General features: G+C 47.9%; 6 protein-coding genes. All 6 read right to left on the bottom strand.

All coding sequences use genetic code 11. From position 1 onward, the window contains the following. Window positions 1–180: 180 nt before the first annotated feature. The 6 genes from ACFOZ5_RS13600 to ACFOZ5_RS13575 all read right to left on the bottom strand — a co-directional run bounded on the left by ACFOZ5_RS13600 (window position 181) and on the right by ACFOZ5_RS13575 (window position 3801). Window positions 181–1338, bottom strand: a complete 1158-nt coding sequence (locus ACFOZ5_RS13600; RefSeq protein WP_379888196.1) for a hypothetical protein — start codon at window positions 1336–1338, stop codon at window positions 181–183. A 49-nt stretch (window positions 1339–1387) separates the two neighbouring features. After that, window positions 1388–1690 carry a CopG family antitoxin gene (locus ACFOZ5_RS13595; protein WP_379888194.1) on the bottom strand — a complete coding sequence of 101 codons (303 nt, stop codon included), beginning with the start codon at window positions 1688–1690 and terminating at the stop codon, window positions 1388–1390. A 1-nt stretch (window position 1691) separates the two neighbouring features. After that, entirely contained in the window at window positions 1692–1964 is a 273-nt protein-coding gene (locus ACFOZ5_RS13590) for a DUF4258 domain-containing protein (RefSeq protein ID WP_379888192.1), read from the bottom strand. A gap of 52 nt (window positions 1965–2016) precedes the next feature. Then, window positions 2017–2502, bottom strand: coding sequence for an HIT domain-containing protein (locus ACFOZ5_RS13585; RefSeq protein WP_379888190.1), 486 nt, complete (start codon window positions 2500–2502; stop codon window positions 2017–2019). 113 nt (window positions 2503–2615) lie between these two features. After that, the gene (locus tag ACFOZ5_RS13580) at window positions 2616–3305 is read right to left on the bottom strand and encodes a hypothetical protein (protein ID WP_379888188.1); all 690 of its coding nucleotides are present in this window, start codon (window positions 3303–3305) and stop codon (window positions 2616–2618) included. Between the two features lie 118 nt (window positions 3306–3423). After that, the gene (locus tag ACFOZ5_RS13575) at window positions 3424–3801 is read right to left on the bottom strand and encodes an SMI1/KNR4 family protein (protein ID WP_379888186.1); all 378 of its coding nucleotides are present in this window, start codon (window positions 3799–3801) and stop codon (window positions 3424–3426) included. Window positions 3802–4287 lie beyond the last annotated feature (486 nt).

Below are 4287 nucleotides of genomic sequence, written 5' to 3'. Positions count from 1 at the left end.
TAGTGCCTGAAGCGGGGCATGGGACGGGTCCTTGTCGGCCTGCGATGAGTCAATGCTACCAAACCCGGAGCGAGGTTTTCGGGACTTTTTCTACAGCCTCAACGCTTGCAGCATGCGCGCCCACGGAATGGAGCCGAAGGCGCAATGTAGTGGGCGTCGCCGTGCCTGCACTTGTTATATTTATTTGTAAACCGGCCTAAAATCAACCATGTGTTCAGGAAGCAGGACACCTAATCTACCATTCTTTTTGTTCAATCCAAGCTGCCTTCTTCCCGTCGTAAGTGCAACTTCCGCTCGAACTTCTGGATTAAGCTTACTCATAATGTGTTGTATAAACTCGATAACCGCCTCGTGATCCTTGTATATGCCTTTGAACCCCACCGAATCCAATGACACGCCGATTGATCTATCCCAGAAGTCTTGATACTCCAAAAAAATGGGGACTTTACCTCTGAAGTAAACATCCCCTATTGCAAGCTTATTGACTTCAACATTCCCATGTAACAGGTCATTTCGCTCATTCATCAGCGAATGAAAATTTCGACATTCCTTAGAAGAATAGTCAATTTGCTCTTCAAACCCAATGCAATTAATATGCAATGATTGAACTCGCACATCTATCGGTTGCCGGAGCACATTTTGAAATAGTCTCTCGTTATTCTTTATATCTTTTTTACAAAGCATGAACAATATCAAGTTAACAAATGACTCTGCAAGAACTGGCAACATAGACCGCAAACCAAAAATCAAACCAACCGCGAAGCTATATTTTTCAGCAACTGACTTCCATCGCTCTTGATATAAAGCCATATCGTCCGCGGATTTTGGCTGAGGAACTTTGTCCTCTTCAGGACTAATATTTAACTCATTGAGCTTTTTAAAGTGCTGATTAACTGCAGAAGAAATTCTTTGATAAGGGTTAACAAATTGTGTCCATTTCTCTAGGTCTTTTCTTAACTCAGATATCAGCCGCCCATAGTTCCCAATATCTGATTTTATCTGGGTTATAAAACTTTCTAATGTGAGTGCCTTACCTTTAAAGTCACCAATTAGGTGAACCTCAGTACGAAAATTGTGTCCTTGTATCAGAGTCAGGCCATACTCCCCAGCTAGAGCCCATTCCCAATGAATTAGGTTGTCAGAATCGTCAGACCTGAAAAAGTTCTGCATACCATTCGGCTGTCCATACTTAGCATAGAGATAGCTGTATAGATCTATTGGCTTGATCTCGTTGGTAAATTCCCATACCTCACCACCCTTTGGAAGTTTATCGCCAAGTAGTATTTTGGCGAGACAAGAGGGATGTACGGCTTCGAGATTTAAGAAGTAATCTTCCATAAAATGCTATTCTCAGACAAAAATATAACGCAGAAGGCAGCGGCGCGCGTCAGCGCGTCCGCTGGCCTGACTTGTTAGCAGAGACGTCCTTGAGACCACCGGAGACATACTTGTGGAGGACGCTGGAAACCAGGGACTGATAAGGAAGTCCCTCTTCCAGTGCCCGACGTTGAAGTGCCTCCAGGTCGCGACTGGAGATACGTATATTGATCCGCTTGTCTTTCTTGAACGTTTCTTCCGCTGCCTTCGTCAGGTACTCCCGACGATCGGCATCCAGATCTGACTCGAACTTTCCGGATTCGTATGCCTCCAGCAGCTCTTGCTCTTCGGGATCCAATTTGGTCTTGGCCATGCTACCCCCCTAGAAATGTCTTGGTGGCCTTGCGACTGGGGATGACCGTTTTGAGAAAGATCTCTCTATCATTCTCGACGTACGGCACCAGCCAGGCATAATCATCAATCCGAACTACAAGCAAGCGTTGATTCGGATACTTTTCCCTGTTGGGGTGAGGTCCATCATCAAGTAAACCACCAGACTGAAGAGCAAAAAGGACATCCTCGAAGGACACGCCGCGCTCGCTCATCAACTGCTGGTTTATTTCAGCATTCCAGTTAATTTGCTTCATGAGACGAGGCTAGCAGAGTGTGTGCCTATTGGCATCTTGCTAACGCCAGCCATCACCGGTGGCAAAAACGGCGCGAAGCAGAGTTTTTGGCATCCGGTGCATGGCCTTGTTGTACGGTCCAAGACTCCCGCAGCTGGCCAATAACATCCGCAACCGTCTCAAAGACCGTTTCCTGGCTACAACGATAGCGGTCCCTGGCCCAATCCAAAACAATAGGACCCCGAATTTGTGAAGCATGGTGGGGGAATGCGTCGAGATACTCCTCCGTGAGGGCTGCTCCCCTGGGAAAAACGTGAAAATGAATCTGAGATTGCTCTTCCCCAAATTGAGCGCAGTATATGCGCAGGGGATTAACTGTTTCTTTCACCAGCGACGTGACATTGGCCAACAAAGGGCCAAGGCTTTGAGCTGATTGCATAGGCAGAGCATCCAGCGATTCGACTGTAGCCAATGGAGAGACGATCAAATAGCCAGGCACGGCACAGGAGTAACAGTGCTCGACGACAAAATCTTCTGATCGACCAATTTCGAAGTTCATCAGTACCTACTCGTACAACGCCCGCGTAATAGGCGCGAGCTTGCGAGCGTCCTGATTGACGCGATTGTTATCTGTTTTACCTGCCTCATTACGACAAACATGAATAGCATTGCTCACCCTGCTAGGAATTTAGAAACTTCACTTGAATACTCTTGAATAAATTCAAGTTTATTGTCTAGTGGTTCTACTGTATTCGGCGGAGCTAAATCCATGAACGAAAAATGACCAGCGCCGTTAGTGATGCGTAGATCTGCTTTTTGCGAGCTAGATATAGCTTGAGCCAACCATTCACTTTGTGATGGCGGGGTAATGTTATCTTCAGAGCCCACCCAAACTAAAATCGGCACTTTTAGAGCATCAAGTGCGCCTGGAGCTTGGAAGAACCCAGTGGGTGGCGCCAAAAGGGCTAGGCGAAGCAACGTCTTTTCCCGGCTAATATTGACCTGCCGACCAGGACCCAACCACATTTGCGCCCCAGCTAGAGCGACAAGAGTAGTGGCGCCAATTGAGTGACCTACACCAACTACTTTTGCGCCAGGTTGACTGAACGCAGAGAGTGCGAGGGACAAACGCCTTCCTCGCAAAGCCAACTCTTCCTCTCTCGGGTGTGGCGAAAGTAATCGCTCGAAATGAGGAGCAATGACGGTGAAATCAGATTCGACTAATTTTTTCAACAATGTACTGTATCGCTCAGGTTGACCTCCAGAGCCAACAGCAAAAAGTACTACAGGACAGTTTTTGTCGCCCTCATGTATTGAAACATCGAATGGCACTCCGCCATCTTCAATTATTTCCAATCTCATAAATAATTTGTTCCTTTGGCTCGATGCCGGCACAGATAACGCCTTGGTTTAGCGGCGGCCCGACAGGGGCGTCCGGTGGAGGCCGCAGGCCGGAACGAACTACAACTACTGGTTATGACTAGAACCGGTTACGCTCAAGCCAAGTAACGAAATCTAGTGCATCCTCGGTGAACTGGCTTGTCTCATGATCCCAAAAGAAAATTGCCGGCGACTCGCAAACTGACCAACAGAAAAGGTCACCACATCCGTTGCTGGCAAACGCAACATAGGCTCGGCTATCAATGTACCTTTGGTTCTCAACCAGCTCTTGGGGTGAGAGGATTTCAGCACTAAACCTTAGATCGTTTAAACCGCCCAATCTGACAAAATCACGATACCAACTTTTCATCTCGGTTCTTAGGCTTAGTTCTGCCTGGTCGATCTGACTCCCGGTAGGAATCGGATCATCGAGCCGATATTTTTCGTTTTGGGCCAGAATACTTTCAATCTGATGCATAGCTTTAGTCATAACGCCAGCGCACAACGGCGCACTTGTAGTGGAGGCGCAGCCGCAACGAAAAGGGCGTCCGGCGGCCGCAGGCCGCGAATTGATGCGCCTTGTTAAACATTAATCCCGGCGCTCTCCCACAACCCGAATACCCGGAAAAAGGGAAACTAGCAACAAGGTAACGCCAATTAAAAATCCGCCCACAACGAGCAATAGGGGGTTTCCTTCCACGCCCTGGTACATCAGGCCACCCGCTGCAAACCCCATAAGTCCGCTAACAGGCAAAGCCTGGAGAACGGAACCGCATCCTTTGCAGGTCACGTTCTTGACGATCAAAACCTTAGCTGACAGCTTCGAACCGCAGTTCGGACATTTATACGCCATAATGTTTAACACCTAAGCATTTAATGGTCGTGCGCAGCATGACCTTTAAATGTCTGTTGGACTAAGCCGCCGGCACCGAAGCTATCGGGCGACGTATAAGGGTAAAGTAAT

Origin of the sequence: Marinobacter lacisalsi, assembly GCF_042651045.1 — a bacterium.
Taxonomy (GTDB): domain Bacteria; phylum Pseudomonadota; class Gammaproteobacteria; order Pseudomonadales; family Oleiphilaceae; genus Marinobacter; species Marinobacter lacisalsi.
The sequence above is the reverse complement of the archived record's forward strand: the minus strand, read 5'-3'. Positions and strand labels throughout refer to the sequence as shown.